Annotated in this window: 27 protein-coding genes; 19 read left to right on the forward strand and 8 right to left on the reverse strand. The window is 70.0% G+C overall.

Annotated features, from left to right (window positions below; all coding sequences use genetic code 11):
• Positions 1 to 163 precede the first annotated feature (163 nt).
• Genes ORI60_RS11800 through ORI60_RS11820 form a run of 5 tightly spaced genes read left to right on the forward strand, consistent with a single transcriptional unit; the run spans position 164 to position 5910 of the window.
• Positions 164 to 1399, forward strand: coding sequence for an extracellular solute-binding protein (locus ORI60_RS11800; protein ID WP_266037122.1), 1236 nt, complete (start codon positions 164 to 166; stop codon positions 1397 to 1399).
• Positions 1396 to 2340, forward strand: a complete 945-nt coding sequence (locus ORI60_RS11805; RefSeq protein WP_266037123.1) for a carbohydrate ABC transporter permease — start codon at positions 1396 to 1398, stop codon at positions 2338 to 2340. The genes ORI60_RS11800 and ORI60_RS11805 overlap by 4 nt, the downstream gene beginning before the upstream one ends.
• On the forward strand, positions 2337 to 3158 hold the full coding sequence (locus ORI60_RS11810; protein ID WP_266037124.1) for a carbohydrate ABC transporter permease: 822 nt from the start codon (positions 2337 to 2339) through the stop codon (positions 3156 to 3158). Before ORI60_RS11805 ends, ORI60_RS11810 begins: the two co-directional genes overlap by 4 nt.
• Positions 3155 to 4558 carry a beta-N-acetylhexosaminidase gene (locus ORI60_RS11815; protein ID WP_266037125.1) on the forward strand — a complete coding sequence of 468 codons (1404 nt, stop codon included), beginning with the start codon at positions 3155 to 3157 and terminating at the stop codon, positions 4556 to 4558. Before ORI60_RS11810 ends, ORI60_RS11815 begins: the two co-directional genes overlap by 4 nt.
• Positions 4543 to 5910: a cellulose binding domain-containing protein gene (locus tag ORI60_RS11820; RefSeq protein ID WP_266037126.1), complete on the forward strand. Its 1368-nt coding sequence runs from the start codon at positions 4543 to 4545 to the stop codon at positions 5908 to 5910. The genes ORI60_RS11815 and ORI60_RS11820 overlap by 16 nt, the downstream gene beginning before the upstream one ends.
• 51 nt (positions 5911 to 5961) lie before the next feature.
• On the opposite strand, the gene ORI60_RS11825 is transcribed toward ORI60_RS11820, so the two are convergent.
• Together ORI60_RS11825 and kstR are read right to left on the reverse strand one after the other, a co-directional pair.
• The gene (locus tag ORI60_RS11825) at positions 5962 to 6363 is read right to left on the reverse strand and encodes an MmpS family transport accessory protein (RefSeq protein ID WP_266037127.1); all 402 of its coding nucleotides are present in this window, start codon (positions 6361 to 6363) and stop codon (positions 5962 to 5964) included.
• A gap of 76 nt (positions 6364 to 6439) precedes the next feature.
• Positions 6440 to 7015 carry a cholesterol catabolism transcriptional regulator KstR gene (kstR, locus tag ORI60_RS11830; RefSeq protein WP_266037289.1) on the reverse strand — a complete coding sequence of 192 codons (576 nt, stop codon included), beginning with the start codon at positions 7013 to 7015 and terminating at the stop codon, positions 6440 to 6442.
• A gap of 159 nt (positions 7016 to 7174) precedes the next feature.
• On the opposite strand from kstR, the gene ORI60_RS11835 reads away from it, so the two are divergent.
• From ORI60_RS11835 to ORI60_RS11860, 6 genes are read left to right on the forward strand one after another with little or no spacing between them, the layout of a single operon-like run.
• Positions 7175 to 9076 (forward strand): acyl-CoA dehydrogenase family protein, encoded by a 1902-nt coding sequence (locus ORI60_RS11835; RefSeq protein WP_266037128.1) that lies wholly within the window; start codon positions 7175 to 7177, stop codon positions 9074 to 9076.
• Positions 9076 to 10038 carry an acyl-CoA dehydrogenase family protein gene (locus ORI60_RS11840; protein ID WP_266037129.1) on the forward strand — a complete coding sequence of 321 codons (963 nt, stop codon included), beginning with the start codon at positions 9076 to 9078 and terminating at the stop codon, positions 10036 to 10038. Before ORI60_RS11835 ends, ORI60_RS11840 begins: the two co-directional genes overlap by 1 nt.
• On the forward strand, positions 10028 to 11155 hold the full coding sequence (locus ORI60_RS11845) for an acyl-CoA dehydrogenase family protein (RefSeq protein ID WP_266037130.1): 1128 nt from the start codon (positions 10028 to 10030) through the stop codon (positions 11153 to 11155). The genes ORI60_RS11840 and ORI60_RS11845 overlap by 11 nt, the downstream gene beginning before the upstream one ends.
• Positions 11155 to 12039 (forward strand): bifunctional MaoC family dehydratase N-terminal/OB-fold nucleic acid binding domain-containing protein, encoded by an 885-nt coding sequence (locus ORI60_RS11850; protein ID WP_323055906.1) that lies wholly within the window; start codon positions 11155 to 11157, stop codon positions 12037 to 12039. The genes ORI60_RS11845 and ORI60_RS11850 overlap by 1 nt, the downstream gene beginning before the upstream one ends.
• On the forward strand, positions 12026 to 12409 hold the full coding sequence (locus ORI60_RS11855) for a MaoC family dehydratase (RefSeq protein ID WP_266037133.1): 384 nt from the start codon (positions 12026 to 12028) through the stop codon (positions 12407 to 12409). Before ORI60_RS11850 ends, ORI60_RS11855 begins: the two co-directional genes overlap by 14 nt.
• A complete protein-coding gene (locus ORI60_RS11860; RefSeq protein ID WP_266037135.1) occupies positions 12406 to 13548 on the forward strand; it encodes a lipid-transfer protein in 1143 nt (380 codons plus the stop codon). The genes ORI60_RS11855 and ORI60_RS11860 overlap by 4 nt, the downstream gene beginning before the upstream one ends.
• Here ORI60_RS11860 and ORI60_RS11865 read toward each other — a convergent pair.
• Genes ORI60_RS11865 through ORI60_RS11885 form a run of 5 tightly spaced genes read right to left on the reverse strand, consistent with a single transcriptional unit; the run spans position 13528 to position 18264 of the window.
• Complete coding sequence (locus ORI60_RS11865) at positions 13528 to 14361, reverse strand: MaoC/PaaZ C-terminal domain-containing protein (RefSeq protein WP_266037136.1); 834 nt, start codon at positions 14359 to 14361, stop codon at positions 13528 to 13530. The two genes, ORI60_RS11860 and ORI60_RS11865, sit on opposite strands and share 21 nt — an antisense overlap.
• Positions 14362 to 14371: 10 nt before the next feature.
• Positions 14372 to 15340 carry a ferredoxin--NADP reductase gene (locus ORI60_RS11870; RefSeq protein ID WP_266037137.1) on the reverse strand — a complete coding sequence of 323 codons (969 nt, stop codon included), beginning with the start codon at positions 15338 to 15340 and terminating at the stop codon, positions 14372 to 14374.
• Positions 15333 to 15572 (reverse strand): hypothetical protein, encoded by a 240-nt coding sequence (locus ORI60_RS11875; protein ID WP_323055901.1) that lies wholly within the window; start codon positions 15570 to 15572, stop codon positions 15333 to 15335. Before ORI60_RS11875 ends, ORI60_RS11870 begins: the two co-directional genes overlap by 8 nt.
• Positions 15569 to 16696, reverse strand: coding sequence for a Rieske 2Fe-2S domain-containing protein (locus ORI60_RS11880; protein WP_266037138.1), 1128 nt, complete (start codon positions 16694 to 16696; stop codon positions 15569 to 15571). Before ORI60_RS11880 ends, ORI60_RS11875 begins: the two co-directional genes overlap by 4 nt.
• Entirely contained in the window at positions 16693 to 18264 is a 1572-nt protein-coding gene (locus ORI60_RS11885) for an FAD-dependent oxidoreductase (protein WP_266037139.1), read from the reverse strand. Before ORI60_RS11885 ends, ORI60_RS11880 begins: the two co-directional genes overlap by 4 nt.
• Before the next feature lie 113 nt (positions 18265 to 18377).
• Between ORI60_RS11885 and ORI60_RS11890 the strand changes: the two genes are divergently transcribed.
• Genes ORI60_RS11890 through hsaB form a run of 8 tightly spaced genes read left to right on the forward strand, consistent with a single transcriptional unit; the run spans position 18378 to position 25900 of the window.
• A complete protein-coding gene (locus tag ORI60_RS11890; RefSeq protein ID WP_266037140.1) occupies positions 18378 to 19850 on the forward strand; it encodes an FAD-binding protein in 1473 nt (490 codons plus the stop codon).
• Positions 19844 to 20614 carry a 2-keto-4-pentenoate hydratase gene (locus ORI60_RS11895; protein WP_323055902.1) on the forward strand — a complete coding sequence of 257 codons (771 nt, stop codon included), beginning with the start codon at positions 19844 to 19846 and terminating at the stop codon, positions 20612 to 20614. The genes ORI60_RS11890 and ORI60_RS11895 overlap by 7 nt, the downstream gene beginning before the upstream one ends.
• Before the next feature lie 10 nt (positions 20615 to 20624).
• On the forward strand, positions 20625 to 21503 hold the full coding sequence (locus ORI60_RS11900) for an acetaldehyde dehydrogenase (acetylating) (protein WP_266037141.1): 879 nt from the start codon (positions 20625 to 20627) through the stop codon (positions 21501 to 21503).
• On the forward strand, positions 21469 to 22479 hold the full coding sequence (gene dmpG, locus ORI60_RS11905) for a 4-hydroxy-2-oxovalerate aldolase (protein ID WP_266037142.1): 1011 nt from the start codon (positions 21469 to 21471) through the stop codon (positions 22477 to 22479). The genes ORI60_RS11900 and dmpG overlap by 35 nt, the downstream gene beginning before the upstream one ends.
• Positions 22476 to 23642 carry a 3-hydroxy-9,10-secoandrosta-1,3,5(10)-triene-9,17-dione monooxygenase oxygenase subunit gene (gene hsaA / locus ORI60_RS11910; RefSeq protein ID WP_266037144.1) on the forward strand — a complete coding sequence of 389 codons (1167 nt, stop codon included), beginning with the start codon at positions 22476 to 22478 and terminating at the stop codon, positions 23640 to 23642. The genes dmpG and hsaA overlap by 4 nt, the downstream gene beginning before the upstream one ends.
• A 10-nt stretch (positions 23643 to 23652) precedes the next feature.
• Positions 23653 to 24462 carry a 4,5:9,10-diseco-3-hydroxy-5,9,17-trioxoandrosta-1(10),2-diene-4-oate hydrolase gene (gene hsaD / locus ORI60_RS11915; RefSeq protein WP_266037145.1) on the forward strand — a complete coding sequence of 270 codons (810 nt, stop codon included), beginning with the start codon at positions 23653 to 23655 and terminating at the stop codon, positions 24460 to 24462.
• The gene (hsaC, locus tag ORI60_RS11920) at positions 24462 to 25364 is read left to right on the forward strand and encodes an iron-dependent extradiol dioxygenase HsaC (RefSeq protein ID WP_266037147.1); all 903 of its coding nucleotides are present in this window, start codon (positions 24462 to 24464) and stop codon (positions 25362 to 25364) included. The genes hsaD and hsaC overlap by 1 nt, the downstream gene beginning before the upstream one ends.
• Positions 25328 to 25900: a 3-hydroxy-9,10-secoandrosta-1,3,5(10)-triene-9,17-dione monooxygenase reductase subunit gene (gene hsaB / locus ORI60_RS11925; protein ID WP_266037149.1), complete on the forward strand. Its 573-nt coding sequence runs from the start codon at positions 25328 to 25330 to the stop codon at positions 25898 to 25900. Before hsaC ends, hsaB begins: the two co-directional genes overlap by 37 nt.
• On the opposite strand, the gene ORI60_RS11930 is transcribed toward hsaB, so the two are convergent.
• Entirely contained in the window at positions 25886 to 26701 is an 816-nt protein-coding gene (locus ORI60_RS11930; RefSeq protein WP_266037150.1) for a class I SAM-dependent methyltransferase, read from the reverse strand. The genes hsaB and ORI60_RS11930 overlap by 15 nt on opposite strands.
• Between the last annotated feature and the right edge of the window lie 13 nt (positions 26702 to 26714).

The raw sequence follows: 26714 nt of genomic DNA on the forward strand, positions 1-26714 counted from the left end.
GGCGGCCAGTATGTCATACCACTGGTAAGTAACCAGTCCGATGAAGATCGAGAGCGCTCTCATAGGTCCGACCTGGGTATTGACCTGATAAGTGGTCTGTGCCACTTTCTACCTCACCCGTCGAGACCTGACCAATTGGTCATATCCCAGCGAGAGGTGAGTCGTGTCGCGCTCCGCTGCCTTACTCGTCCTGGCACTCACGTTGTCCGCCTGCGGTTCGTCCGCGGGCGGAGGTGAGAAGCAGGAGATCACCGTGTGGCTCATGAAGGACACGGCCACCGAGGAGTTCGTGTCGAAGTTCGAGAGCGAGTTCGAACGTGAGCACTCGAACGTCGACCTGAAGATCCAGATCCAGGAGTGGAACGGCATCACGCAGAAGGTGACCAGTGCCCTGGCCAGCACCGATCCGCCCGACGTGATCGAGGTCGGCAACACGCAGGTCGCCCAGTACGTGGCCAGCAAGGGTGTCACCGACCTGTCCGCCAAGAAGGGCGAGCTGGGGGGAGACGACTGGATTCCCGGCCTGAGCGAGCCCGGAGCCGTGGACGGCAAGCAGTTCGGGATCCCGTTCTACGCGGCCAACCGGGTCGTGATCTACCGCAAGGACCTGTTCGAGGCGGCCCAGGTCACGCCCCCGAAGACGCGCGAGGAGTGGCTCGCCGCCACCACCAAGCTCGACCAGGGCGACCAGCAGGGCATCTACCTGCCCGGTCAGAACTGGTACACGCTGTCCGGGTTCGTCTGGGACGAGGGCGGTGACCTGGCACAGCAGGACGGCGACCGGTGGAAGGGCTCGCTGAACACACCGGAGGCGTTGGCGGGCATGGACTTCTACAAGAAGCTCCAGGCGCTCGGCGACGGTCCGAAGGACTCGGACGAGGCCAAGCCGCAGCAGACGGACGTCGTGGCGGGCGGCAAGGTCGCGCAGTTCATCGCGGTGCCCGGCGCGGCGAAGCTCGTCACCAAAGCCAACCCGGCGGTGGAAGGCAAGATCGGCTTCTTCCCGATCCCCGGCAAGACGGCGGACAAGCCCGGCGCGGTGTTCACCGGCGGCTCCGACCTGATCATCCCGCTGGCGTCGTCGCGCCAGGACGGCGCGTACGAGGTCGTCAAGGCGCTCGCCGGCGAGAAGTGGCAGGTGGAGCTCGCGAAGGCGATGAACTACGTGCCGAACCGCAAGTCGCTCGCGTCCTCCGTGGGCGGTGACCCCGGCACGGCGGCGATGGCGGCCGGCGCGGCCAACGGGTTCGCCACGCCGAACTCCCCGAACTGGGCGGCGGTCGAGGCCCGCAACCCGATCAAGGAGTTCCAGACCGCGGTCCTGACCGGCGCCGATCCCCGGACGGCCGCGGCGAAGGCGGACGAAGTGATCACCCAAGCCCTCAACTCCGGCAAATGACGGTCCTCGCCGAGAGGCCGGTGCGGGAGACCGCGCCGGCCCCGCCGAAGCGCCGCAAACGGTCCGTCCTGCCGTACGTCCTGATCGCTCCCACGCTGCTCACCACCGCGTACCTGCTGCTGTACCCGTTGATCCGCAACGTGGTCATCTCGCTGCAGGAGTTCGGGCTGCCTCAGCTGGTGCGCGGCGACGCGAAGTTCGTCGGCCTCGCGAACTACGTGAAGGTGCTGTCCGATCCCGAGTTCTGGAGCGTGGTCAGGCGGACGCTGTGGTTCACCGCGATCAACGTCGTGCTGATCATGGTGCTGTCCACGCTGGTCGCACTGTTGCTCGTCCGCCTCGGCAAGGGGCTCAGGTTCCTCGTGATGGGCGGGCTCGTACTCACCTGGGCGACACCGGTCATCGCGGCGACCACGGTGTTCCAGTGGCTCTTCCAGTCGCGGCTCGGCGTCGTGAACTGGGCGCTGGTCGCACTGGGCTTCGAGGAGTACCGCGACTACACGTGGTTCGCGGACGGCGAGGCGACGTTCGGCATCCTCGTGACGCTGATCGTCTGGCAGTCGATCCCGTTCGCCGCGCTGTCGCTGTACGCGGCGATGATCACCGTGCCGCAGGAGCTGTACGAGTCCGCCCGCATCGACGGCGCCGGCGCGTGGCGGGTGTTCTCGACCATCACGTTCCCCATGCTGCGCGCCATGTTCGGGCTCATCACCTGCCTGGAGGTGATCTGGGTCGTCAAGGCGTTCGTGCAGATCTGGGTGATCAGCCAGGGCGGTCCGGGACAGGCCACGACGACGCTGCCGGTCTACGCCTTCCAGGTCGCGCAGTCCCTGCAGCGCTACGACCTCGGCGCGGCCGTGTCGATGCTCATGGTCTTGCTGCTCGTGCTCGCACTGCTGGCGTACTTCCGCCAGCTCTACCGGCAGGAGCGGGAAGCATGATCGGTCGGATCTCACGCACCACGGCGGCACTCGTCGTGTTCGTCCTCTCGGTGTTCCCCGTCTACTGGATGGTGCTCACCGCCTTCAAGCCCACCAAGGACATCCAGAGCGCGACCCCGACGTTCCTGCCCGTGCCGATCACGTTCGACCACTTCGGCACGGCGATCGCCGCGAAGGGGTTCTTCTCGTTCTGGCGCAACAGCCTCCTGGTCGCGGGCGGGGCGGTGGTGCTCGCGCTCCTGGTCGCCCTGCTCGCGGCGTTCGCGATCGCGCGGCTGCGGTGGAAGGGACGCAGGGCGTTCGTGCTGATGGTGTTCGTCGCGCAGATGACGCCCTGGGAGGCGCTGCTCATCCCGATCTACGTGATCGCCAGGGACACCGGCATGCTCGACACGCTCTGGATCCTCACGCTCGTCTACTTCATGATGACGCTGCCGTTCACGATCGTGACGCTGCGCGGGTTCCTCGCCGCCATCCCGGTCGACCTGGAGGAGGCCGCGCAGGTCGACGGCTGCACGCGCGGGCAGGCGTTCCGCAAGGTCGTGTTCCCCCTGCTCGCACCGGGGCTGCTGGCAACCTCGCTGTTCGGGTTCATCACCGCGTGGAACGAGTTCGCCTTCGCCAACGTGCTGATCATCAAGGACCAGGACGACCGCACGCTGCCGGTCTGGCTGTCCTCGTTCAACAACACCTTCGGCACCGACTGGGGAGCCACCATGGCCGCGTCGACGCTGTTCATGCTGCCGGTGCTGCTGATCTTCATCGTGTTGCAGGGCCGGGTCACCACCGGCATCGTCGGAGGGGCGGTGAAAGGGTGATCGTTCCACTCCCGACCAGGATCGTGCGCCGCAGCAAGGGGTTCACGCTGGACAGCGGCACGGGCGTGCGCGTCACGCCCGGTGCCGAGCCCGCGGCGAGACTCCTGCGCGCTCTGCTCAGACCCGCCACGGGGCTGCCGCTGCCGATCACCGACCACGGCCAGATCTTCATCGCCCTGGACGCCAAGCTCGTCGGACTCGGCGCCGAGGGCTACGCGCTCACGGTCAACGAACACGGCGTCTTGCTGCGCGCCGGCACACCGAACGGCCTGGCGCACGGCGTGCAGTCCGTCCGGCAGCTCCTCCCGGTGGAGGCGCTCCGGTCGAGCAGGGTGTCCGATGTGGACTGGACGCTGCCCGGCGTCGACATCCGCGACCTTCCCAGGTTGCCGTGGCGCGGGTTCATGCTCGACGTGGCCAGGCACTTCCAGCCGGTGCACGTGCTGCGCCGGTTCATCGACCTGATGGCGTTCCACAAGCTCAACGTCCTGCACCTGCACCTGACCGACGACCAGGGCTGGCGCATGCCGGTGCCCGCGCACCCGCTGCTGACCTCGGTCGGCGGCTGGCGCAGCGAGACCAACGGCGACGGCGTTCCGCACGGCGGCACCTACACCCGCGCCGAGCTCGAAGGGCTGATCGCGCACGCCGCCGACCGCGGCATCCGGGTCATGCCGGAGATCGAGATGCCCGGCCACGCCCGCGCCGCGCTGGCCGCTTATCCCGACCTCGGCGTCGCGCCGGAACCGCTGCCCGTCTGGACCCGCTGGGGCATCAGCGACGCGGCGTTCGGGCTGCACGCGATGGGCTTCGTCCGCGAGGTGCTGGCCGAGGTGCTGGAAGTCTTCCCCGGCGAGCACGTCCACCTCGGCGGCGACGAGTGCCTGCTGCCGCAGGACGTGCACGGCCAGTTCCTCCGCCAGGCGGGCGAGTACCTGCTCGACCGGGGCCGCGTCCCGGCCGCGTGGGAGCCGACCGGGGACCCCCGCTCCGTGCTCATGCCGTGGAAGGACGAGACCCAGGCCGCCAGGGCGCTGGACCGGGGCCAGCCCGTCGTGATGACGCCGCACACCTCCACCTACCTCGACTACCCGCAGTCGGACGGCCCGCACGAACCACCCGGCCAGCCCGGGTTCGTCGTGACGTCCCGCGACGTCTACCACGTGCCGCTGCCCGACGGCGTGCTCGGCGCCCAGTGCCAGCTGTGGACCGAGCACGTCCGCTCCCGTGACCACCTCGAGTACCTGGCATTCCCCCGTCTTGCCGCGCTGGCCGACACCCTCTGGTCCCAGCGCCCCGAGTGGGAGGGCTTCACCACCCGGATGCGCCTCCACTCGTCCAGGCTCGCCGCCCTGTCCGTCCCTGCCGAAATGAGGAGAGAACGTTGCGAGCACTCCTAGCCGCGTCCTGCGCGGCGCTGGCGGTGGCCGCACTGGCCGTCGCACCGAACGCGTTCGCCGCCGACGCGATCACCGCCCAGTACCGGACCAGTGCGTCCGGCGCGACCACCGACCAGGCCGAACCGTGGTTCAAGCTGGTCAACTCGGGCACCACCAGCGTGCCGCTGTCCGACGTGAAGATCCGCTACTACTTCAAGAGCGACACCCCGGACGTCGGCTACCGGTTCGCCTGCTCGTGGGCCGTGCGCGGCTGCGGCAACGTGACCGGCCAGTTCGGCACCCTGACCGGCGGCCCGGCCGACCGGTACCTGGAGGTCGGCTTCACCTCCGGCGCGGGCACGCTGAACCCCGGCGCCGACTCCGGTGACCTGCAACTCCGCTTCTACCGCACCAACTGGGGCCCGATCGCCCAGACCGACGACTACTCGTTCCGCGGCGAGAGCACCTACTCGGCCTGGAACAAGGTGACCGTCCACCGCGGCGGCACGCTGCTGTGGGGCACCCCGCCCGGCGGCAGCCCGCCCACCACCACGACGACCACGACCACGACACCGAACCCCAACGGCCCCAAGCTGTTCGACGACTTCGCCTACAACAGCTCCAGTGACTCGCGGATCAGCCAGCGAGGATGGACCGTCCGCTCCGGCGGAGGCGGCCCCGGTGTCCCCGGCGCCGAATGGGACGCCTCGCGCGTCACGTTCCCGACGGTCGACGGCCAGAAGGTCATGCGCCTCGACTCGTGGAACAACGGCTCCGCCGCGAAGCAGACCGAGATGTTCCACCAGCGCAAGTTCTTCGAGGGCACCTACGCGTCCAGGGTGAAGTTCAGCGACGCGCCGGTCTTCGGCCCGGACGGCGACCACGTCGTGCAGACGTTCTTCACCATCACCCCGCTCGACGCGCCGATGGCGCCGAACTACGGCGAGATCGACTTCGAGTACCTGCCCAACGGCGGCTGGGGTGAGCCGGCCAACGTCATGTACGAGACCACCTGGGAGACCTACCAGAACGAGCCGTGGGTCGCCGACAACATCCACAACGCACAGCGGCAGAGCTACAACGGCTGGCACGACCTCGTCTTCCAGGTCGCGAACGGCCGGGTGAAGTACTACATCGACGGCAACCTGGTCGCCGACCACGGCGACAAGTACTACCCGGAGACGCCGATGTCGATCAACTTCAACCTGTGGTTCATCTCGGGTGGCCTGCAGGGCACCAGCGTCGAGCGCGCCTACCAGCAGGAGGTCGACTACGTGTACTTCGCCAAGGACCAGGTGCTGAGCCCGGCCCAGGTGAAGACCGCCGTGCAGGACTACCGCACCGCGGGCGTCACGCACACCGACAACGTCTGACCGCACGGGCGCCCCGGGGGACTCCTGGGGCGCCCGTCGTGGCGTGGGCGGTCAGGTACCGGTCACCGAGTCGCAGGTGACCGTCGCGCCGGGCTTGCCGGTCGCCGACGCGAGCTCCTTCACCCCGTCCAGCAGGATGCGGCACGTCAGCACCTGGTCGGCCCTGGGCGTGGCGGACACCTGCGCCCTCTCCCCGGCGTTGACCACCACCTCGACCGACCACGGCAGCGGCTTCTCGGTCGTGACGACCTGCGGTGCCTGCTTGCGGTAGCGCGTGGCCGACTCCGCGTACGTCACCTCCGCGAGCGTCTCGGCGGGCTGCGCGGACACCTCGTAGGTGATGGCCCAGGCCTTGCCGGTCAGCGTCGTCCAGCCGCCGTAGTGGCTCACCAGCAGCACCGTGCCGCCACCCACCAAGGCCAGCACGGCCAGGACGACCACGAGCGTCTTCATAGGACAGACGGTAGTGGTGGGCGCGTGCACCGGCATCGTTCGGCGGGGTGACCCGCTCGTCATCCCGCGGGAGGACTCACTTCAGCAGCAGGCGGACCGTGAGTTCGAGGCGGTTCGCGACGTCCGTGGCCGTGGCGCGGCGGGTGACCCAGGCGACCAGGTTCGACAGCCACACGTCGCCGATGACACGGGCGATGGCCTTCTGCTCGTCCGTCGGCGCCTCGTCGCTCATCGCCTTCGTGAACATGCTCTCCATCAGCCACGAGACCTTGTCGATCTCGGCGCCCGCGGAGGCGTCGGCGAAGGTGAACGCGCGCGTCATCGCCTCGGTGAGGTGCGGGTTGCGCTGCAGGCCCCTGGTGATGCGGCCGAGCACGAACAGCACGCGCTCGTACGGCGAGTCGCCGGGGACGGTGGTGCGGTCCATCTTCTCCTGGGCGCGCTCCAGCTCGACGGCGAGGCTCGACACGAGCAGGTGGACCTTCGAGGGGAAGTAGCGGTACAACGTGCCCAGCGCGACGTCCGCCCGGTCGGCCACCGCGCGCATCTGGACGGCGTCGAACCCGCCCTTGGACGCCAGCGCGATGGTCGCGTCGACGATCCGCTTGCGACGTTCGCGCTGCGCGGCCGAGCTGAGCTCGTCGCCCGCCATGAGCGCGTCCGTGCGCGACTTCGAAGGTGACACGGAGATGATCCTCCTGGAACGTGTTGCAGCTGCCTCCGCATCATACTCGATCGGTTTCCCAGCCATGATCTGTTGCCGGAAATAGAACACGTTCTATAAACTTCTTCACGTACTGGAGGAGGCCGCATGCCGATCGCCACGACCGGGGACCAACGAGCGTTGCGCGACAGCGTGGACGCCGCGAAGGGCGAGTGGGCCGATCTCGTCCGGGTCGGGTTCTTCGAGGTGACGCGGGAGGGCGGCACGGTCACCGATCTCGCGGTGATGCTGGAGCGAGCGGCCGAGAACCTCATGCCCGGGCCGCTGCTGCCCACGGCGCTGGTGTCGGTACTGGTCCCGGACTTCGAGGGGATCGCCGGGTTCGGGTTCTCGAACCGCCACGTGATCGGTGCCGCCGAAGCGACGCACCTGCTGCTCAAAACGGACAGGTGGATGCTCGTGCCCGCCGAACGGGTAACTGTCACCCCGCTGGAAACCGTGGACCACTCACGTTCACTCGGGTCGGTGGTGGTCGGCGAGCCGGGTGAGGCGGTGGCCGACCCGACCGATCTCGCGGTGACGCTGATGGCCGCCGAGGCGAGCGGGGTCGCCACCTGGTGCCTGAACACGGCTGTGGCGTACGCGGAACAGCGTCAGCAGTTCGGGCGTGTCATCGGGTCGTTCCAGGCCGTGAAGCACCTCTGCGTGGAGATGCTGTGCCGCGCGGAGCAGGCGTCGTCGGTGGCCTGGGACGCCGCCCGGTCGGTCGGGGACGACGAGCACCCGCTGGCGGCCGCGGTGGCGGCTGCCGTCGCGTTCGACGCGGCGGTCCGCAACGCGAAGGACTGCATCCAGGTGCTGGGCGGCATCGGCTTCACCTGGGAGCACGACGCCCACCGCTACCTGCGCCGGGCGCTGGCGCTGCAGCAGCTCGCGGGCGGTGTCGCGCGGTGGCGCCGGCGTGTCGCCGAGCTGGCGCTGGCCGGTGCGCGCCGGTCGCTCGCCGTCCAGGTCGAGTCCGATCCGGACGTGCGCGCGTTCGCGGAGGAGATCGCCGGACTCGACCCCGCTGCTCAGCGGGAACGACTGGCGGGCAGCGGGTTCCTGGTGCCGCACTGGCCCAAGCCGTACGGGCAGGACGCCGGGCCCGCGCGGCAGATGGTGATCGACAGCGAGTTCGCCCGTGCCGGGGTGCGCAGGCCGGACCTGGTCATCGGCGGCTGGGCGGGGCCGACGATCCTGCGGCACGGAACGCCCGAGCAGCAGGAGCGGTTCGTGCCACCGACGTTGAGCGGTGAGCTGACCTGGTGCCAGCTGTTCAGCGAACCCGAGGCAGGCTCGGACCTGGCGTCGTTGCGCACCAAGGCTCTCAAGACCGACGGCGGCTGGCGGCTCACCGGCCAGAAGGTCTGGACGTCGCTCGCGCACCAGGCCGACTGGGCGATCTGCCTGGCCCGCACGGACTCCAGCGCGCCGAAGCACAAGGGCATCACGTACTTCCTGGTCGACATGCGCTCCGCGGGCATCGACGTCCGGCCGTTGCGGGAGATCACCGGCGACGCCCGGTTCAACGAGGTCTTCCTCGACGACGTGTTCGTGCCGGACGACTGCGTGGTGGGCGCGGTGAACGACGGCTGGCGGCTCGCCCGCACGACCCTCGCGAACGAACGCGTCGCGATGGGGTCCTCGCTCGGCGAGCCTCTCGAACAGGTCCTCCGGTCCCCGGCCGCTCCCGACCACGCGGAACGGCTGGGTGCGTTGGTGGCGCAGGGGGTCGCGGTGTCGGTGCTGGACCTGCGCGCGAGCCTGCGGGTGCTGGGCGGGCAGGAACCGGGCGCGGAGTCCAGCGTGCGCAAGCTCGTCGGGGTGCGGCAGCGGCAGGACGTCGCGGAGTTCGCGGTCGACCTGCTCGGGCCGGACGCCGCGGTGGACAGCGGTGAGATGCACGAGTTCCTGCTCAGCCGCTGCCTGAGCATCGCGGGCGGGACGACGCAGGTGCTGATGAACCTGGCTGGTGAACGCATTCTCGGTCTACCCAGGGAGCCCTGATGGACTTCGAGCTCGACGAGACCCAGCGGGAGATCGCCGCTCTGGCGGCCGACGTGCTGGGCAGGGAGAGCGCCACCCCCTGGAAGGCGCTGGGAGAGGCGGGGCTGCTGGCCCTGGCCGTTCCGCAACGGCTCGGTGGTGACGGGCTGGGCGTGCTGGAGACGGCCGTGCTGCTCACCGAGGTCGGCCGGCGGGCCGTGGACGTTCCTGCGCTCGCCACGCTCGCGCTGGGCGTGCTGCCGATCGTGCGGTACGGCACCGCCGAGCAGCAGGAAGCCTTGCTGCCGCTGGTGACCGAACAGCACGGGGTGCTGACGGCGGCGCTGAGCGAGCCGTCGCGGCCCCTGCCCGCCGAACCGGGGACGACGGCGGGGCCGGACGGCATCTTCGGCGTGAAGATCAACGTGCCGCACGCCGCGGAGGCGAGCCGGATCCTGGTCAGCACGAGCGCGGGCGTGTTCGTCGTGGACCCGGCGCAACCCGGCGTGTCCACATCGGACGGAACGGTCCGGTTCGAGGGTGCTCGCGGTGAGCTGCTGGAAGGCGCCGGGGACGGCATCCGCCGGTTCGCCCTGGCCGGCGCCTGCGCGGTCGCGGACGGCGTCCTGGCCGGAGCCCTCGACCTCACCGTGAAGCACGTCGGCACCCGGCACCAGTTCGGCAAACCGCTGGCCACCTTCCAGGCCGCCGCGCTGCTGGTCGCGGACGTCTACATCGCCTCGCGCACCCTGCACCTGGCGGCGCTGACCGCCGCGTGGAGCCTCGACGACGACGATCTGGACACGGCCGCCTACTGGCTCGCGGCGGAGACCCTGCCGGCTGTGCACACCTGCCACCACCTGCACGGCGGCCTCGGGCTCGACATCACCTACCCGTTGCACCGCTACTACGGCATGGCCAAGGAGCTGACGCGGTTCGTCGGCGGAGTGGAGCACCGCTTGGGAGCCATCGATGTTCATTGACCTGACCGAGAAGCAGCGCGCACTGCGCGACGAGCTCCGCGAGTACTTCGCTACCGTCGTGTCCGCGGCCGAACGCGAGGCGATGCTCACCGAACGGCACGGCGAGACGTATCGCGCGCTGGTCAGGAGGCTCGGGCGGGACGGACGGCTCGGCGTCGGCTGGCCGCGGGAGTACGGCGGCCTGGGGTTCGGGCCGGTCGAGCAGCAGATCTTCGTCAACGAGGCCGCCCGCGCGGACGTCCCGCTGCCGTACGTGACGCTGCAGACCGTCGGACCGACCCTGCAGAGGTACGGAACCCAGGAGCAGAAGGACTTCTTCCTGCCGAGGATCCTCAGCGGCGACCTGCACTTCGCCATCGGCTACACCGAGCCGGACGCGGGCACGGACCTCGCCGCGTTGCGCACCAGGGCGGTCCGCGAAGACGACCACTACGTCGTCAACGGGCAGAAGACCTTCACGACCGGCGGCCACGACGCGGACCACGTGTGGCTGGCCTGCCGCACCGGAGAGCCGGACTCGCGGCACAAGGGCATCACCATCCTGATCGTCGACACCACCGACCCCGGCTACTCCTGGACGCCGATCATCACCTGCGACGGCGCCCACCACGTCAACGCCACCTACTACAACGACGTCCGCGTGCCCGAGTCCCGCCGGGTCGGCGAGGAGGACAAGGGCTGGCGGCTGATCACCACCCAGCTCAACCACGAACGCGTGATGCTCGGCCCGTCCGGCCGGTTGGGCGCCCTGGTGGAGCGGGTCCACGCGTGGGCGGCCGAACGGCAGCTCCTCGACGAACCCGACGTGCGGAGGGCGCTGGCCGAGGCACGGGCGGTCCACCGCGTGAACGAGCTGCTCAACTGGCAGGTCGCGAGCGGTGAGGTCGAGGTCGCGGACGCGAGCGCCACCAAGGTGTTCGCGGCCGACCGGACCCAGCGCGTCGGCCGGTTGCTGGAAGAACTGGTCGGACGGCACGGCGCGGACGCCGACCTCGTCAGGTGGCTGGACGTCCAGGCTCGGCGCAACCTCGTGCTGACGTTCGGCGGGGGAGTGCAGGAGATCCAGCGCGAGCTGATCGCGAACATCGGACTCGGTCTGCCCAGGGTGGTGCGATGATCGACATCGAGAAGGAGGCCGCCCGCATCGCCGAACAGGGCGAATGCGCACCGCGGCTGGCGCGCGACCCGGTCAACCTGCCGATGATCAACAACTGGCTGGAGGCCATCGGCGACGAGCACCCCGGCTACACCGAGGTCGCGCCGCCCGCGATGGTCCAGGTGTGGACGATGGGCGGGCTGCGCGGTCAACGGTCGGCGGACGACCCGCTCGGCGCGATGATGGCCGTCCTCGACGAGGCCGGGTACACCTCCGTGGTCGCGACGAACAGCGACCAGACCTATCACCGGTACCTGGAGGTCGGTGAGCACCTCTCGGTGACGACGAGCCTGGAGGACGTGACAGGGCCGAAGAGGACGGGTCTCGGCGAAGGCTGGTTCGTGACGACCCGCAGCACCTGGTGGGTCGGGGACGAGGCCGTCGCCGAGATGCGGTTCCGGGTGCTGAAGTACAAGCCGGCGCAGAAGCCCGAACCGAAGCGGGAAGCCCCGAGGGCCCAGGCGATCCGGCCGTCGGTCAACCGCGACACCGAGTACTTCTGGGAAGGCACCCGGCGGGGCGAGCTGCGCATCCAGCGGTGCGGCGGGTGCGGTCTCCTGCGCCACCCGCCCGGCCCGATGTGCCCGGAATGCGGTGCCACCAAGCCGAAGTACCTGGTCTCGGAGGGCTACGGCGTGGTCTACAGCTACGTCGTGCACCACCACCCGCAGGTGCCCGGCAAGCAGACGCCGTTCGTCGTCGCCCTGGTCGAACTGGACGAGGGCGTGCGGATGCTGGGCGAACTGGACGGTGAGCCGAGCGTCGGGCTGCCGGTCGAGGTCGTGTTCACGAAGGTCGACGACGAGCTGACGATGCCGAGCTGGAGGCCCCGTGCGGATCGGTGATTCCCTGCCCGAGTGGCACGTCGAGGCCACCCCGACGTTCGTGATCAGCACCGCGCTGGCCACCCGCGACTTCCAGGACGTCCACCACGACCGCGACCTGGCGGTCCAGCGCGGCTCGAAGGACATCTTCATCAACATCCTCACCACGACCGGCCTGGTGCAGCGCTACGTCACGGACTGGGCGGGCCCGCAGGCGCTGGTGCGGCAGGTGAACATCAAGCTCGGCGCGCCCTGCTTCGCCTACGACACGCTGAAGTTCTTCGGCCAGGTCGTCGGACGCGAGCAGCAGGACCTGACCATCGAGGTCGTCGGCCGCACCGCGCACGGCGACCACGTCACCGGAACCGTGAAGATCGAGGTGCCCGCGTGAACGCCGCGATCGCCGGCATCGGCGCGACCGACTTCTCCAAGGACTCGGGCCGCAGCGAGCTCCAGCTCGCCGCCGAGGCGGTCAGGGCCGCGCTCGACGACGCGGGCCTCGAACCGTCCGATGTGGACGGGCTGGTCAGCTTCACCATGGACACCAACGCCGAGATCGCGGTCGCCCGTGAGCTGGGCGTCCCGGAGCTGACGTTCTTCAGCCGCGTGCACTACGGCGGCGGGGCGGCGTGTGCGACGGTCCAGCAGGCCGCGATGGCCGTCGAGACCGGCGCGGCGGAGGTCGTCGTCTGCTACCGGGCGTTCAACGAACGGTCGGGGCACCGGTTCGGGCAGGTCCAGACGGCGGCCGCGGCCAACATCGACAACAGCTGGTCCTACCCGATGGGCCTGGGCACGCCGGCCGCGATGGTCGCCATGTTCGCCCGCCGGTACATGCACGAGTACGGCGCCACGAGCGAGGACTTCGGCCGGATCGCCGTGATCGACCGCAAGCACGCCGCCACGAACCCGCACGCGTGGTTCCACGGGCGGCCGATCACCCTGGAGGACCACCAGTCGTCGCGCTGGATCGCCGAACCGCTCCGGCTCCTCGACTGCTGCCAGGAGAGCGACGGCGGGGTCGCGCTCGTGGTCACGTCGGCGGAACGCGCCCGCGACCTGCCGAACAGGCCCGCGCACGTCAGGGCGGCGGCGCAGGGCAGCGGCGCGGACCAGTTCACGATGACCAGCTACTACCGCGACGACCTGACCGGGCTCCCCGAGATGGGCGTGGTGGCCAGGGGGCTGTGGGAGAGGTCGGGCATCGGTCCGTCCGATGTGGACGTCGCCGTGCTCTACGACCACTTCACGCCGTTCGTCCTGGTGCAGCTCGAAGAGCTGGGCTTCTGCGGCAGGGGAGAGGCCAGGGACCTCGTCGCGTCCGGAGCGCTCGAACTGGACGGCACGCTCCCGCTCAACCCGCACGGCGGCCAGCTCGGCGAGGCCTACCTGCACGGCATGAACGGCATCGCCGAGGCGGTGCGCCAGGTCCGCGGCACCGCGGTGAACCAGGTCGCCGGCGTCGAGCACGTCCTGGTCACCGCGGGCACCGGCGTGCCGACGAGCGGCCTAGTCCTCGGTCGGGGTTAGCACCGCGTCGGCGAGAACGGGACGGTCCCCGGCGGAGGTCGTGAGCACCAGCCGCGGACCGTCCCGCCACACCCGCGTGGTCAGCGTCTCGCCGGGGAACACCACGCCCGCGAACTTCGCCCCGAACGACGCCACCCGCTCCGGCCCGTCGAGCACCGCGTCGACCACCGCCCTGCACACCACGCCGTACGTGCACAGCCCGTGCAGGATCGGCGCGTCGAACCCGGCCCGTCGCGCGAACTCGGGATCGGCGTGCAGCGGGTTGCGGTCACCGCACAGCCGGTAGAGGTACGCCTGCTGCGGCAGGGTGGGCGTCTCGATCACGAAGTCCGGCTCGCGTTCGGGCACCTCGACCTTGCCCGACGGTCCGCGCTCGCCGCCGAACCCGCCCTCGCCGCGGGCGAAGATGCTGGACCGGGTCGTGTACAGCGCGGTCCCGTCCGGCGTCACGGCCGTCGACTCCTGCACGACGACCGCCGCCTTGCCCTTGTCCCACACGTCCGCGATCCGCGTCCGGAGCACGGCCTCGCCCTCGGCCGGCAGCGGAGCGTGCACGGTGATCTCCTGCGTGCCGTGCAGAACCCGGGCCAGATCGATGTCGACACCGGGGAACGACACGGCGGGCGGCGCGGTCTCGTGGAAGCGCGGCGCCACCACCCCGAACGTCGGCAGCACCCGCAGGTCCCGCTCGTAGACATAACGGAGCTCGGTCGCTCCCAGCGCCAAGTGGTAGAGAAGCACGTCGGACTCGGTCCAGGAGAACTTGACCTCAGGCAGCTCCGCCCCTACGGCGACGGAAGGATCGATCGGCATCAGGCGCCCCTCACTCGTAGGTGATCTTCACGGTGTCGGTGACCGGAACCGACTGGCACGCCAGCACGATGCCCTCGGCGATGTCCTCGGAGTCGAGCACGTCGTTGTTGAGCATCTTGACCTCGCCCTCGACCAGCCGGCACGCGCACGCGCTGCAGGCACCCTCGCGGCACGAGTACGGCGCGTCGAGTCCCTTCTCCAGCAACAGGTCGAGCAGCTTCGTCCGCGCGGGCCAGGGGAACCGGTGCCGTTCGCCGTCCAGCTCGACCTCGACGACCGCGTCCGGCCGGTCGTCGACCACCGGGACGACGGCCGAGAACGGATCACTGGACAGCGACACGAACTTCTCGACGTGCACGACCGGCACGTCGTGCAACGCCTTGCGCGCTGCCTCCATGAATGGGCCAGGCCCGCACACGAACGCCTCGTCGCAGTCGCGGACGAACGCCCGCAGCCCTTCCACCGACGGCAGTCCCTGCACCGACTCCAGCCAGTGCACGACGGTCAGCCGGTCCGGATGCCGGGCGACCAGCCCGGACAGCTCCCGCGCGAAGATCACCGAAGCCTCGTCGCGGTTGGCGTACACCAGGAACACCCGCCCCGAGCCTTGAGCCAGCACGGCCCGGACGATCGACATGACCGGCGTGATCCCGCTCCCGGCCGCGAACGCGAGCAACGACCCGTCCAGCGACGAAGGCGTGAACACCCCGGCCGGGGCCAGCACGTCCAGCTCCATCCCGGCGGTCAGCGACGAGCACATCCAGTGCGACCCGTACCCGTCCGGCGTCCGCTTGACCGTGATCTTCAGCGGCTCACCCGGCGCGCTGGACAGCGAGTAGCAGCGCGCCACGTCACCGGCTCGCACGGTCAGGAACTGTCCGGGCCTCACCGCGAAGTCGGCGCCCGACAGCACGAACGAGCGCGCGTCGGCGGTCTCCTCGATCACGGCGTCGACCCGCAGCCGGTGCACCTCAGCCATCGGCGACCTCCAGGGTCCCCTCGCGCACGGCCTTCTCGATGCTGTCGCGCAGCCGCAGGCAGGTGGGCACGAGCGCCGCCCGCGAGCCGCACAGCTCGGGGCAGTCGCGGGTGTCGGACAGCCACTGCACGCTCGTGTGCTGCGGGCTGTTCTTCTTCACCAGCACGCGGTTGCCGCAGTCGCACCCGACCGGCACCATGCCGCCGACGAGGAACTCGTCGCGCTCGCTCACGTCGCCTGCTCCTGGCGCGCGAGGTTCTCGGCGACCTCCTTCTCCCACACCTCGATCGCCCGGCTCGTGTCGACCTCGAACTCGAAGCGCCGCACCATGTCGTCGGTGACGTCCTCGACGTCGACGTAGAACTGCTCGTACCAGCGGCGGAGCTGGTACACCGGCCCGTCCTCCTCGCACAGCAACGGGTTGTCGACGCGCGACTTGTTCTGCCAGATCTCCACGTCCTGCAGGAACCCGACCCCGATGCCGCGCGCGAACTTCGCCGCGATCTTGTCCGCGTGGACGTCGTCCACGCCCGGCAGCTTCTTCACGATCGCGCCCCACTGGAGCTTGAACGAGGTCGGCGAGATCGGGTAGTGGCAGTTGATCAGCACCGTCTCGATCTCGATGCCCTTGTAGTCGTTCCACAGGTAGTCGATCATGTAGGACGGCCCGTGGTACGCGGCCTCCGACCGGACCTCCACGTCACCGGTGTAGTTCGAGCCCATTGCCACGTCCGGACGGCCGCGCGTCGTCAGGTACTGCGAGGCGACGTGGCCCTCCATCACGTTCTTGAAGTACGTCGGGAACGCGAAGTGGATGTAGAAGAAGTGGGCCATGTCGACGACGTTGTCGATGATCTCGCGGCAGTTCGCGTTGTCGATCACCACGGAGTCCCAGGTCCAGTTGCTCCACTCGTCGCTGAACGCCGCCTCGATGCGCGGGATCGTGACGTGCTCGGGCGGCGGGTTGCCCTGCGGGTCGTTCCACACGAAGAGCTGCTTGTTCTCCTCGAGCGTGATCCACGACCGGGTTCGCGCCCGCAGAGGGACCCGCTTGGCGTAGGGGATGTCGACGCACTTGCCGTTGCCCGCCCAGCGCCAGTCGTGGAACGGGCAGGCGATGTTGTTGCCCTTGATCGTGCCCTGGGTGAGGTCGCCGCCCATGTGCCGGCAGTACCCGTCCAGGACGTTGATCCTGCCGTCGTCGGTCGCGAACACCACGAGTTTCGTGCCGAACGCCTCGATGGCGTGCGGTTTGCCGTCGCGGAAGCTGCTGGCGAGTCCCAGGCAGTGCCAGCCGCGCGCGAACCGTGCCGGCGGCGCGCCCGCGTCGATCGTCCGCACGCTGTCCTGCGTCATCGCTCTCCTCCAGAGATGTCGAGGCCGGCGAGGTACCCGAACGTCATCGCCGGTCCGAGGGTGGCGCCCGCGCCCGCGTAGGTGTGGCCCATGACCGAGGCGCTGGTGTTGCCCGCCGCGTACAGGCCCTCGATCACCGAACCGTCCTCGCGCAGGACCCGCGCGCGGGCGTCGGTGCGCAGGCCGCCCTTGGTGCCGAGGTCACCGGGCACGATCCTGACCGCGTAGAACGGGCCGGTGGTCAGCGGCGCGAGGTTGGGGTTCGGTCTGGTGCGGGGATCGCCGTAGTAGCGGTCGTACGCGCTGTCGCCGCGGTGGAAGTCGAGGTCCCGGCCGTCGACGGCCAGCGTGTTGAACCGCCGGACGGTCTCGGTCAGCTCCGGCAGGTCGGCCTCCTGGGCGAGCTCTTCGAGGCTCGGCGCGGTGAGGACGGTGTCCTTCCATCGCCGGGGGAGCGGGCGCCGGGGCGGGATGCCGCAGAACGGGTAGCGGCCGCGGTAGGAGTGGTCGAAGACGAGCCAGGTGTCGCCGGTCATCGCGTTGACCACGTCGATGTAGGGCGCCGCCTCGTTCACGAACCGGCGGCCTGTCTTGTCGACCAGGACGCAGCCGGGCAGGGACCGTTCCGCGAGCAGGAAGAACGGTCCGCGCGGCAGCGGGACCGACGGGCCCCACCACGCCTCCTCCATCAGCGCGACGGCGCCTCCGGCCCGTTGACCGGCCTCGATGCCGTCACCGGTGTTGGCCTTCGCGCCCACCGTCCACTCCACACCGATGTTCTGGTGCTGCTTGCGCATCTGCTCGTTGTTCTCGAACCCGCCGGACGCCAGCACGACGTGCTTGGCGAGGATCACCTTTTCGCCGGCGAGAACCCCGGCGACGCGGCCGTTCTCGTGGTGCAGGTCGGTCATCGCGGTGTTGAGCCTGACCTCGACGTTCAGCGCGGTGAGTCCGGCGCGCAGGCCCGCGGTCAGCGCCTGACCCATGGTGAGGCGGCGGCCCGGCAGGAACCGGCGTGCGAACACCTTGGCGGCGGTGAAGATGCCGCGCGGGTGCCTGCCGATCAGGGTGAGCCACCTGTAGTCGGTCTGGGTGATCACGATGCCGGCGGGCGTCGGTACGTAGGGCGGTTCGAGGTTCTCGACCTCCTCACCGAGCAGGGCCGCGTTGAACGGCAGGGGCTCGACCGAGCGGCCGCGCGGCTGTCCTCCCGGCGCCTCCGGGTAGTAGTCGGAGTACTCGCGGACCCAGCGGAACTTCAGCGGCGTGTGGGCGCAGACGAACGCCAGCATGGCGGGTCCGGCCTCCAGGAACGCCTCCCGCAGCTCGGCGGGGACGTCCGGGGCGATGTGCTCGAGGTAGGTGGCGGCCTGCTCCGGGGAGTCGGGCACGCCGTTGGCGGCGACCACGGCGTTGTTCGGCACCCAGATGCCGCCGCCCGACCGCGCGGTCGAGCCGCCGTAGTGCGCGGCCTTCTCGATGATCAGGGTTCGCAGGCCGTTTCGAGCGGTGCAGAGCGCGGCTGTCATGCCCGCCGCGCCACTGCCGACGACGATCACGTCGTACATCGCACCTCCCGGAGCTAAGACTAGAACAGGTTATAGTTCTGAGGCGGTTTGGCGCTATGGTGTAGGAGTTCCAGGCAAGTCGACTCACCAAGAACCTGTTTCTGGAGGGTTGCGTGGAAGTCACCGCTGACGTGGTCGTCATCGGCTTCGGCGCGGCCGGCGCGTGCGCCGCCGTCGAGGCCGCGACGGCGGGTGCGTCCGTGGTGGTGCTGGACCGCTTCACCGGTGGTGGCGCGACCGCGTTGTCCGGTGGCGTCGTCTACGCGGGCGGCGGGACGCGGCAGCAGGTCGAGGCCGGTGTCACCGACTCGGTCGACGCGATGTACTCCTACCTGGGGCACGAGGTCCGGGACGCGGTGTCCCCGGAGACCCTGCGGCGGTTCTGCGAGGACAGCGCCAAGATGCTGGCGTGGCTGGAGGACCAGGGCGTCCCGTTCGACGCGCGGGTCTCGCCGTTCAAGACCTCGTACCCGACCGACGACCACTACCTGTACCTCTCGGGCAGCGAGGACGCCTGGCCCGACCCGGCGCCACGAGGGCATCGGACCAGGGCGAAAGGCACGTCGGGCAGGGTCTTCTTCGCCCGCCTGGCCGAGGCGGCCCAGCGCGCGGGAGCGCGGATCATGCCGCAGACCCGCGCGGTCGAGCTGATCGTCGCGGACGGCAGGGTGACGGGTGTCCGGTGCCGGACCCTCACCGGTCTTCCCCGCGTCCTGCACGGAGCGTTGTCCAAGGCGGGCGCCAAACCCTGGCTCTACCACCCGCCGCTGGGCAGGAAGCTGTTCGGGCTGGCAGCGCGGCTCGAACGGTTCGGCCGGCCGCTGGTGGTCCATGCCGGGCAGGGCGTGATCATCGCGGCCGGCGGTTTCATCGCCGATCGGGCCCTGGTCCACGAGCACGCGCCGGCCCACCGCGGCGGCCTCGCACTCGGCACGCCCGGCGACGACGGGGGCGGGATCCGGCTCGGCGTCGCCGCCGGCGGCAGGACCGCGCGCATGGACAAGATCTCGGTGTGGCGGTTCGTCACGCCGCCGAGCGCGTTGCAGCGCGGGGTCCTGGTCGACTCGGCCGGGCGGCGGTTCGGTGACGCGACCCGGTACGGCGCGGCCATCGGCGGTGAGATCGTCGAGCGCGGCGGCAAGGCCTGGCTGCTGATCGACGACGACATCCTGCGGACCGCGCGCGCCCAGGTGAAGACGCAGACGGCACCGTTCCAGCGCTGGCAGGTCCGCTACCTGCTCGGCCGCGGCCTGGTCACCGCGCCGACGATCGAGGAGGTCGCGGCCAAGGCCGGAATCGCGCCACCCGAACCGTTCGGGACACCGCCCTACTCGTTGATCAACGTCTCGGTGCGCGCGGGGTTCGGCTACCCGTGCCCGATGCTCACGCTCGGCGGGCTCGTCGTGGACGAGGACACCGGTCAGGTGCGGGGAGTCGCGGGCCTGTACGCCGCCGGCCGGTCGGCCGTCGGGGTGTGCTCCGAGTCCTACGTCAGCGGCCTCGCACTCGCCGACTGCGTCTTCTCGGGCCGTCGTGCGGGGCAACACGCTGCCATGTCGACAGGCACAGGGGAGGCCAGGTGCTGACGATCCAGTCCAGGGAGGCGGCGGCCGAGTTGCTGCGCACCGCGGAACGAGACCGCGTGCCGATCAAGCCGCTGGTGGAGCTGTACCCCGAGATCGACGTGGTCGACGCGTACGAGATCCAGCTGCTCAACGTCCGCCACCGCAACCGCGACGTGATCGGCCACAAGGTCGGGCTCTCGTCGCTCGCGATGCAGCAGATGATGGGCGTCGACGAACCCGACTACGGCCACCTGCTCGACGACATGCAGCTGGCCGGCACCGCGGACGCGTCCGCGTACCTGTACCCCCGCGTCGAGGTGGAGATCGCGTTCCTGCTGGCCCGCGACCTGCCCGGCGAGGGCTGCACGGTCGAGGACGTGCTCGACGCCACCGAGTTCGTCGCGCCGGCCATCGAGCTGATCGACAGCCGGATCGAGAACTGGCGGATCGGCCTGCAGGACACCATCGCGGACAACGCGTCGTCCGCGGGGTTCATGCTCGGCTCCGAACGCGTGCGTCCGTCCGAACTGGACATCGGTGCGGTGGCGGCCACCCTGCGCCGCAACGGTGAGGTCGTCGCCGAGGGACGTGGTGACGCCGTGCTGGGTGATCCGGCGATCGCGGTGGCGTGGCTGGCCGCGAAGGTCGCGGGCTTCGGCGTCCGGTTGCTGGCCGGGGACATCGTGCTGCCCGGCTCGTGCACGCGCGCCATCGACGCCAGGCCTGGCGACGAGTTCCACGCCGAGTTCGCCGGACTCGGCTCCGTCGACCTGAAGTTCGAATAGGGGTGACTGCGTGAAGGCGGCCATCGTCGGCTCCGGCAACATCGGCACCGACCTGCTCTACAAGCTCCTGCGCTCGCCGGTGCTGCAACCGCGCTGGATGGTGGGCATCGACCCGGCCAGCGAGGGACTCCGGCGCGCGGCCGACCTGGGGCTCGAGGTCTCGGTCGACGGCGCGGAGTGGTTGCTGCGTCAGGACGAGCTGCCGGACATCGTCTTCGAGGCGACGTCTGCGGCCGTGCACAGGGCCAACGCCCCGCGCTACGCGGAGGCGGGCGTCCGGGCGATCGACCTGACACCGGCCGCGGTCGGGCCGTACGTCGTGCCACCGGTGAACCTCGGCGAGCACGCCGACGCACCCAACATCAACCTGATCACGTGCGGTGGCCAGGCGACCATTCCCATGGTGCACGCGGTGTCCCGGGTGGTTGCGGTGTCGTACGCGGAGATCGTCGCGAGCGTCGCGTCGGTGTCGGCAGGGCCGGGCACGCGGGCCAACATCGACGAGTTCACCCGCACGACCAGCCGCGGCATCGAGGCGATCGGCGGGGCGGGGCGCGGCAAGGCGATCATCGTGCTGAACCCGGCGGACCCGCCGATGATCATGCGCGACACGATCTTCTGCGCGATCCCCGAGGACGCCGATCCGGACCCGATCACAGACTCGATCGCCCGGATGGAGACCGACATCCGTTCGTACGTCCCGGGGTTCCGGTTGCTGCGCGAACCGCAGTTCGACCCCGGCCGGGTGGCGATCTTCGTGGAGGTCGCGGGAGCGGGCGACTTCCTACCCGAGTACGCCGGGAACCTCGACATCATGACGGCCGCCGCGACCAAGGTGGGGGAGGAGATCGCTCGTGCAGCTGAGGCTCACCGACACGTCACTGCGTGACGGCTCGCACCACAAGCGGCACCAGTTCACGGCCGGCGACGTGCGCTCGATCGTCGCGGCGCTCGACGGCGCCGGGGTACCGGTGATCGAGGTGACGCACGGCGACGGGCTGGGCGGGTCGTCGTTCAACTACGGCTTCAGCCACACGCCCGAGCAGGAACTGATCAAGGTCGCGGCCGAGACGGCCCAGCGGGCCAGGATCGCCGTGCTGATGCTGCCGGGCGTCGGGGTGAAGGACGACATCCTGGTGTCGCAGGACAACGGCGCCTCGATCGTCCGGATCGCCACGCACTGCACCGAGGCCGACGTCTCCGTGCAGCACTTCGCGCTGGCTCGCGAACGCGGCCTGGAGACCGTCGGCTTCCTGATGATGGCGCACTCGCAGCCGCCGGAGGCGTTGGCGAAGCAGGCGAGGATCATGGCGGACGCGGGGTGCCAGTGCGTCTACGTGGTCGACTCGGCCGGCGCGCTGGTGCTCGAACAGGTCTCCGACCGGGTGTCCGCGCTGGTCGCCGAGCTGGGTTCCGATGCCCAGGTCGGCTTCCACGGGCACGAGAACCTCGGGCTGAGCGTCGCGAACTCCGTCGCCGCGGCACGGGCCGGGGCGAAGCAGATCGACGGCAGCGTGCGCGGATTCGGGGCGGGCGCGGGAAACACACCGCTGGAAGCGTTCGTCGGGGTGTGCGACAAGCTCGGGTTCGAGACCGGCGTCGACTTCTTCAAGATCGTGGACGCGGCCGAGGACGTCGTCCGGCCCGTCATGCCCGAGGAGTGCCTGCTCGACCGGATGGCGCTGATGATGGGGTACGCGGGCGTGTACTCCAGCTTCCTCAAACACGCGTACACGCAGGCCGAGCGCTACGGCGTGTCCGGCGCGCAGATCCTCGTGAGGGCGGGCGAACGCAAGCTCGTCGGCGGGCAGGAGGACCAGCTGATCGACATCGCACTGGAGCTGAGCAGGGAGAAGGTCCGATGAGCGAGGAAATCCTCGGCAAGGTGCGCGAACTGCTGCCCGCGCTGGCCGACCGCGCGGCCGAGGCGGAGGAGCTGCGCAAGGTGCCGCCGGAGTCGGTGAAGGCGTTGCAGGAGACCGGGTTCTTCCGGATGCTGCAGCCCGCGCGGTACGGCGGCTTCGAGTCGCACCCGCTCGACTTCTACACCGCGGTCAGGATGATCGGCAGCGCGTGCGGGTCGACGGGCTGGGTCGCGTCCGTGCTGGGCGTGCACCCGTGGCACGTCGGGTTGTTCGACGTGGCGGCGCAGGACGAGGTGTTCGGCGAGGACCAGGACACCCGGATCTCGTCCTCCTACGCGCCGACGGGCCGTGCGACCGCCGTGGAAGGTGGTTTCCGGTTCAGCGGCAAGTGGAGCTTCTCCTCCGGCTGCGACCACGCGACGTGGGTGCTGCTCGGCGGCCTCGTGATGAACGACGAGGGCAAGCCGGTCGACTTCCGGACGTTCCTGCTGCCGATCGCCGACTACACGATCAACGACGTGTGGGACACGGTCGGGCTGCGCGGCACGGGCAGCAACGACATCGTGGTGAACGACGTGTTCGTGCCGGAACACCGCACGCTGAGCATGGCCCACACGGCTCGATGCGTCTGCCCCGGCCAGGAGGTCAATCCCGGCCCGCTGTTCCGCATGCCGTACGGGACGATCCACCCGTACGCGATCACCGCGCCGATGATCGGCATGGCGACCGGAGCGTACGACCTGCACGTCGCCGCGACCCGCGAGCGCGTCCGGGCCGCCTACCTCGGCGAGAAGTCGGTCGACGACCCGTTCGCGCAGGTGCGGATCGCCACGGCCGCCAGCGACATCGACACCGCGTGGTGGCAGCTGGAGAAGGACGTCAACGACGAGTGGGCACACGCCGTCGCCGGCACGAAGATCCCGATCGAGATGCGCCTGCGGGCCCGGCGCGACCAGGTGCTCGGCAGCGCGCGGGCGATCTCGGCGATCGACAGGCTCTTCGAGAGCGCGGGCGGCAAGGCGATCAACGCCGGACTGCCGTTGCCGCGGTTCTGGCGCGACGCGCACGCCGCACGCGTGCACGCGGCCAACGACCCGGAGCGCGTGCTCGTGCTGTACGGCAAGAACGAGCTCGGCATCCAGGTCCGCGACGGCTTGTTCTGAGGGGGCGTTGATGAGCGTGCGGTTGCACTACCACGAAGCCGGTGCCGGCAACGCGGAGACGCTGGTCCTGCTGCACGGCGGCGGACCCGGCGCCTCGGCTCTCAGCAACTTCCGCGCGAACATCCCGGTGTTCGCCAAGTCGTTCCGCGTGCTGGCCGTCGACATGCCCGGCTACGGCCAGTCGGACAAGCCGGCCGAGCACGACCAGTACTTCTCCTTCGCCTCCAGGGCGTTGAAGGACCTGCTGGACTCGCTGGAGATCGAGCAGGCGCACCTCCTGGGCAACTCGCTCGGTGGCGGCACGGCGGTCCGGTTCGCGCTGGACCACGGCAAACGCGCCGGCCGGCTCGTGCTGATGGGGCCGGGCGGGTTGTCGCTGAACGTCTTCTCACCCGATCCGACCGAGGGCGTGCGCAAGCTCAGCGCGTTCGCCAGGACACCCACGCGGGAGAAGATCGAGGAGTTCCTGCGGATCATGGTGTTCGACCAGTCGCTGATCACCGAGGAGCTGGTCGACGAACGGTTCGAGGCGGCGCGGCAACCGGAGTCGTTGCGCGCCATGGCCGCGCTGGGCAAGTCGTTCTCCGGCCCGGACTTCGAGCAGGGCATGCTCTGGCGCGAGGCCTACAAGCTGCGCCAGCGGGTGCTGCTCGTGTGGGGCCGCGAGGACCGGGTGAACCCGCTCGACGGCGCGTTGCTGGCGACGAAGCTGATCCCGCGCGCGCAGCTGCACGTGTTCGGCGGGTGCGGGCACTGGGCGCAGCTGGAGAAGTTCGACGAGTTCAACAGGCTCGCCCTCGACTTCCTGACGGAGGCGTGATGAGCATTCGGTCGCTGGGCTATCTCCGCATCGAGGCCACCGACATGGACAGGTGGCGCGAGTTCGGGCTCAAGGTCCTCGGCATGGTCGAGGGCAAGGGCTCCACTCCCGGTGCGCTCTACCTGCGGATGGACGACTTCCCGGCGCGACTGGTGATCGTGCCGGGCCAGGCGGACCGCCTGCAGGCCTCCGGGTGGGAGGCCGCCACCGAGGCCGAGCTGGAGGAGGTCGCGAAACGGCTGGCCTCGGCCGGTGTCGCGTACGCCGAGGGCTCGGCGGAGGACCTGGCCGAGCGGCGCGTGAACGGGCTGATCAGGTTCGAGGACCCGTCCGGGAACGTGCTGGAGGTGTTCCACGGCGCGGCTCTGGAGCACCGGCGCGTGGTGTCGCCGTACGGGCACCGGTTCGTGACGGAGGAACAAGGCCTGGGACACGTCGTGCTGTCCACTTCGGACGACGAGGCCGCGCTGCACTTCTACCGCGACGTGCTGGGGTTCCGGCTGCGCGACTCGATGCGCCTGCCCCCGCAGTTCGTCGGCAGGCCCGCCGACGGACCGCCCGCGTGGCTGCGGTTCTTCGGCTGCAACCCGCGCCACCACAGCCTCGCGTTCCTGCCGATGCCGACGCCGAGCGGGATCGTGCACCTGATGGTCGAGGTCGAGAACACCGACGACGTGGGCCTGACGCTGGACCGGGCGATCCGCAGGAAGGTGCCCATGTCGGCGACCTTGGGCCGGCACGTCAACGACCTGATGCTGTCGTTCTACATGAAGACCCCCGGCGGGTTCGACGTCGAGTTCGGGTGCGAGGGACGGCAGGTCGACGATGAGGACTGGATCGCACGCGAGAGCACGGCGGTGAGCCTGTGGGGACACGACTTCAGCGTGGGCTTCCAGAAGTAGGAGCCCGCTACCGTTCCGTCCTCGGTCACTTCTGCACCGGGGTGACCGTGGTGACCGGCATGTCCACCGACGGGCCTGTCGGGTTCGCCTGCCAGGCCTTCGCGGCGCTGTCCCTGGACCCGCCGCTGGTGCTGTTCTGTCCACAGCGGACCTCCCGCAGCTGGGAGGCGATCGCCTCCGCCGGCTCGTTCTGCGTGAACGTGCTGGCGGAGGACCAGCGCGAGGTGTCGACGGTGTTCGGGAAAGCGGGCACGGACAAGTTCTCCACCGTCTCGTGGACGCCGTCCCCGACCGGTGCTCCCGTGCTCGACGGCGCGCTGACGTGGGTCGACTGCCAGGTGTCGGTCGTGCACGAGGCGGGCGACCACCACGTGGTGGTCGGCTCGGTCGTCGAGCTGGGCCCGGTGCGCGAGGCGCAGCCGCTGCTGTTCTACCGCGGCCGCTACGCCTCGCACGCCGAACTGGACCCCCGCGGCTGGTCCGGTGAGGTCCTCGACAACCTGCTGACCTGGCAGCGCCAGTCAGAGTGGAGCTGACGCGGTGACCTGCCACACCGCGGCCGGGATCCGCACCTCGTCGCCGTGCACGAAGCCGTCGAAGGCGGCCCGGACGTCGCTCATGATCCGGGGTCGTTCGGCCTCAGGAGCCTCCTTGAGCGCACGGGAGATCGGGCCGAGGTTGCTCAGGTACGGAATCAGCAGCTCCTCGGGCAGAGCGCGGACCTGGTCCACCGGCGTGACTCCGACGCCGGTCCAGCCTGCTTCTTCCAGCATCCGGCGCGTCCTGTCCGGATCGGCGAGGGCGAACGGCCCCGGTCCGCCCGGGTCCGGTGCCGGAGCGTCCGGGAAGAGCTGTGCGGCGACCCCGGACGCGGTCGTCATGAACGGGTTCTCGTCCGCTGTCCGCCACGTGATGAAGCAGAGCCCACCTCCTGGCGACGTGGCTCGGAGCAGGTTGCGGAAGGCGGCGGTGGTGTTCTCGAAGAACATGACCCCGAACCTGCTCACGACCAGGTCGAAGCTCTCGCCGAACGCGTGCACCTGGGCATCGGCCTCGACGAACTGCGCCTTCCCGTGCTCCCGGGCCGCGTCGAGCATCGTCCGGGAGATGTCGACGCCCACGCAGGCCGCACCCGTCGCCTCGGCGATCGCCCTCGTGACCCCACCAGTGCCGCACCCGACGTCGAGAACCCGTTCGCGCGGCCGTTCGAGCGCGGCCTGGACGAGCAGGTCCTGGAACGGGCGGAGCATCAGGTCGACGATGTCCTGCACGTTCGCCCAGCCGTGCCCCGCGGCGTTCCACCAGGCGGCCTGCTCGCTGTTCACCTCAGATGTCATGCTCCTACCGTCC

The organism is Lentzea sp. NEAU-D7, from assembly GCF_026242055.1.
Classification (GTDB): Bacteria; Actinomycetota; Actinomycetes; order Mycobacteriales; family Pseudonocardiaceae; genus Lentzea.